The sequence below is a fragment of the Paenibacillus sp. TAF43_2 genome, assembly GCF_052113545.1.
Taxonomy (GTDB): Bacteria; Bacillota; Bacilli; order Paenibacillales; family Paenibacillaceae; genus Pristimantibacillus.
On record NZ_JBFRDK010000305.1, the window covers coordinates 1 to 4,129 of the forward strand.

Sequence of the window (4,129 nt, forward strand, 5' to 3'; positions counted from 1 at the left end):
GTATTGAACCTCCTAGTCAGCTTATTTGCTTATGATTTTCCTATCAAACTATCTAATCACTACAAAAGCAGCATCTTATCTGTATAATATTTTTTAAATGAAATAGAACCTACGTTACCTATTTTTCTATTTTATTTTTTCCAATAACTTCCTCTAAAAAAGCGAATAATTCAAATTTCAATTCATTATTTTGCAGCGCCATTTCAATCGTTGTTTTAATAAACCCGAGCTTCTCACCGACATCATATCTTACACCTTCAAAGTCATAAGCATACACCGCTTCTACTCGATTCAATTCCGCAATGGCATCTGTTAATTGAACCTCTCCACCAGCACCTGGTTTTTGATTCTCAAGAATGCGAAAAATCCTTGAACTTAGAATATAGCGTCCCATTATTGCAACATTTGAAGGTGCTTCTTCCTTCTTAGGCTTCTCTACTAAATTATTCACACTATAAAGGCGATCATGGATCTCTTTGCCGTCTATAATTCCATATCTAGATACTTCGTCCATCGGAACACTCTGCACACCTATAATCGATGACTTATACCGGTCATACTGCTCAATCAACTGTTTCAAACAAGGTTTTTCAGCTTGCACGATATCATCACCCAGCAACACTGCAAATGGTTCATTTCCAATAAACTTCCTTGCACACCAAATTGCATGTCCAAGCCCTCTCGCCTCTTTCTGACGAATATAATGTATATCTACCATCTTTGAAGACTTCTGCACTTCGTTTAACAGTTCAAACTTCCCTTTTTCGAATAAATTCTGCTCTAATTCAAATGAGTTATCAAAATGATCTTCTATTGCTCTTTTGCCTTTACCCGTGACAATTATAATATCTTCGATTCCTGACTCTATCGCTTCTTCTACAATATATTGAATAGTAGGCTTATCGACGATCGGCAACATCTCTTTAGGCATAGCCTTAGTCGCAGGCAAAAACCTTGTTCCAAGACCAGCTGCAGGTATGATAGCTTTCCGAACCTTCAAATAGTTTCCCTCCTATATAACCGTTCTTCGTCTATAATCAGTTCTTAATTATTTTTCTTTTATAACCTCATCATAAGACTTCCCTTGACTCAACCCATACTTCTTAGCTACCTGAATCAACTCATCATATTGCTCAGCTGATAATTTATCGAGAATAATGCTCCGTGCCTTTTTCTTTTCTTCTAGATTCATTCCACCGCTCGCCAAAGCTTGTAGCTCTTTAATATCAGACATACTAAGCTCTTTAAGCAAAACGGATGAGACCTTCGCTTTTTCAGATACCGTTATTTTTTCCTGAAGCTCTTTAGCTTTGTCTATAGAAACCTCGCCGCTATAGCCGTCTTTAGGCTTATCTTCTTCTTTAGATACGTTTGAATCATTAGATCCACTATTCTTTGTATTATCTGTCGTTGGCTTTTCTTTAGTTCCATTTGAACTATCTATCGTTTCATCATCATCAACTGTTGAAGAAGGATCATCCTTCCCCGTCGTATCCGTACCCTGCTCATCTGTCTTCGTCTCCGGTGTTGTCACTTCATTCAACAAATCACCCTCAAGGTCAGCAGCCAACGTAGAAATAAGCTTATCCACAGCATAATTAGCTGCAAATAAGCCCCCTACTCCCAGTATGACAATGATTGATGCGACCCAAATTAATATCTTCTTCCACTTTTTCTTACGCATGTGTAATCTCCTCCGTTATGGTAATCTGTCTGCTAAGATACATGTGAATAAAAAGGAACAAGATGCTCGATAACATCTTTAATTGTCGTTTGATTATCTCCAATAGCTTTCTCAATTCGTTTGAATTGAAGCTCGAGTTCTACTCTATTGATTTGTGTTGGCTTGCCTATGTAAATCCGCTCATGTTGTGTAGAAGTTACAGCTTCTTCATCGGTTAGCAGCTCCTCGAACAGCTTCTCGCCTTCGCGCATACCGCTAAAGTTTATTTCGATATCTATGTTCGGCTCGTAACCTGACAATCGAATGAGGTCTTGCGCTAGATCAAGAATTCGTACGGGCTCTCCCATATCTAAGACAAAGATTTCTCCACCTTTGGCAAATGATCCCGCTTGAATAACGAGCTGTACTGCTTCAGGAATCGTCATGAAATATCTGACCATGTCGGGATGTGTAACAGTAACCGGACCGCCTGCAGCAATTTGCTGCTTGAACCTTGGAATAACGCTACCACGGCTTCCTAGTACATTTCCGAAACGTACTGCCACGAACTGGGTCTCACTTATTGTATTAATACTCTGTATGTACATCTCTGCAATTCTCTTGGTCGCACCCATAATGCTGGAAGGATTAACGGCTTTGTCGGAGGAGATCATGACGAACCGTTCTGCTTTATATTTATCCGCGCAATCAGCCACGTTTCTCGTACCGAATACGTTGTTCTTAACTGCCTCCGATGGATTTCGTTCCATAAGCGGCACATGCTTATGGGCTGCTGCATGGAACACAACTTGCGGCCTAAACCTACGAAATACATCATCTAAACGGCTTCGATCTTGAATATCCGCAATAACCGTTTCCAAATGTACATTAGGGAACTTCGTCTTAAGCTCCATTTCAATCGTATAGATACTGTTCTCGCCGTGTCCAAGCAGAAGCAAGGTTTTAGGATTAAATGAAGATATCTGCCTGCATAACTCGGAACCAATCGATCCGCCAGCACCTGTCACAAGAACAACTTTATCTGACACATAATTTGCAATACCCTCTAGGTCTGTCATAACAGGTTCTCTACCCAGCAAGTCTTCTACTTCAACATTGCGCAAAGCCTTAACCGCGAGGCGGCCTTTGATAAAATCATTAATAGAAGGAATAATCTTGACCTTTGCTCCAGTCAGCTTACAAATATTAATAATTTCGGTTATATGCACTCGCTTTGCAGACGGCATCGCGATAATAATGTCATGGATGTGATGTTTATGTACAATCTCTTCAATGTTCACCCTAGTACCCAGAACTGATAAACCGACTACCTGCATATTGCGTTTATGTGGATCATCATCAATAAACCCTACGATACGATTGCCTAAAAAGCTGTTGCTTGTCATGATTTCCTTTGCAATTAACGCCCCACAATCTCCAGCGCCAACAACAAGTACATTGTTTGTCAAAGCGGTCTTTTTGGTTCTATTTACTCGGATTAAGCGCCAGAGGAACCGTGAGCCTCCCATTAATAGGAGCATAAGTTCAAGTGTTCGAGAGCTAATGGAGATAGGGACTCGTTCCCCATTTAATGCATAGGTTGCTCCGTACGATAAAACAAGTCCAATAACTATAGCTTTGGCTAGCTCAATAATTTCACCAATACTGGCATATTGCCACATTCGTCTGTACATTCGAAAAAAGGCTAAGCTGCTGCCGCATATAATGGTGGTTAAACATGCGAATTCAAGCATTTGTCTCACGTAGATGGGAGGGATGTTTCCGTTAAAACGAAAGAGATAGGATACCCCAATCGCTATCCATATAATACAAATATCTACCACCAGTATGACCAGCATTCTATTTCTATTACTCAACTAACTCATCCCTCCGCCAAAAGACATCTACTTGCATTTTTTCATTTCTCTTGAACACCATAATAATAGTAGTAAGCCTCTTCATTTGCCTTACGCTTCACATTATTCAGCACTACTCCCAAGATACGTGCATTTACACTCTCAAGGTTTTTTACAGCTTTGCTAGCAATATCCCGTTTAACTTTTCCTTGATCAACAACAAGAATTACACCATCACTCTTCGTTGCTACAATTTGTGCATCGGTTACTGCAAGCAGCGGCGGCGTATCAATGAGCACAATGTCATACATTTGTCTAAGCTGCTCAATTGTTGCCGTCATCCGCTTTGAACCCATCATCTCTGCCGGGTTTGGCGGTATGGCGCCTGATGTAATTACATCTAGATTAGGAATGTCTGTAACTTGTATTCCTTCCTCGAGCGAGCACTGCTGTGAAATAATAGACGACAACCCATAACGATTAGAGATAGAAAATGTATGATGGGCAGTAGGCTTACGAAGATCGGCATCAATAAGAACAACTTTCTTCTCTGTTTGCGCGTTAGTGACAGCCAGATTCGTTATCGTTGTCGACTTCCCCTCACCAGGGC

At 40.5% G+C, this 4,129-nt stretch carries 4 protein-coding genes; all 4 read right to left on the reverse strand.

Annotated features, from left to right (window positions below):
* Window positions 1-118: 118 nt before the first annotated feature.
* Entirely contained in the window at window positions 119-1,000 is an 882-nt protein-coding gene (gene galU, locus AB4Z17_RS32560) for a UTP--glucose-1-phosphate uridylyltransferase GalU (RefSeq protein WP_441964487.1), read from the reverse strand.
* A gap of 48 nt (window positions 1,001-1,048) precedes the next feature.
* Window positions 1,049-1,684, reverse strand: a complete 636-nt coding sequence (locus AB4Z17_RS32565) for a hypothetical protein (RefSeq protein WP_441964489.1) — start codon at window positions 1,682-1,684, stop codon at window positions 1,049-1,051.
* Window positions 1,685-1,716: 32 nt separating this feature from the next.
* Complete coding sequence (locus AB4Z17_RS32570) at window positions 1,717-3,540, reverse strand: polysaccharide biosynthesis protein (RefSeq protein ID WP_441964491.1); 1,824 nt, start codon at window positions 3,538-3,540, stop codon at window positions 1,717-1,719.
* A 41-nt stretch (window positions 3,541-3,581) separates the two neighbouring features.
* Window positions 3,582-4,129: CpsD/CapB family tyrosine-protein kinase (locus AB4Z17_RS32575; protein ID WP_441964493.1), on the reverse strand; the 548-nt coding region annotated here is incomplete at its 5' end.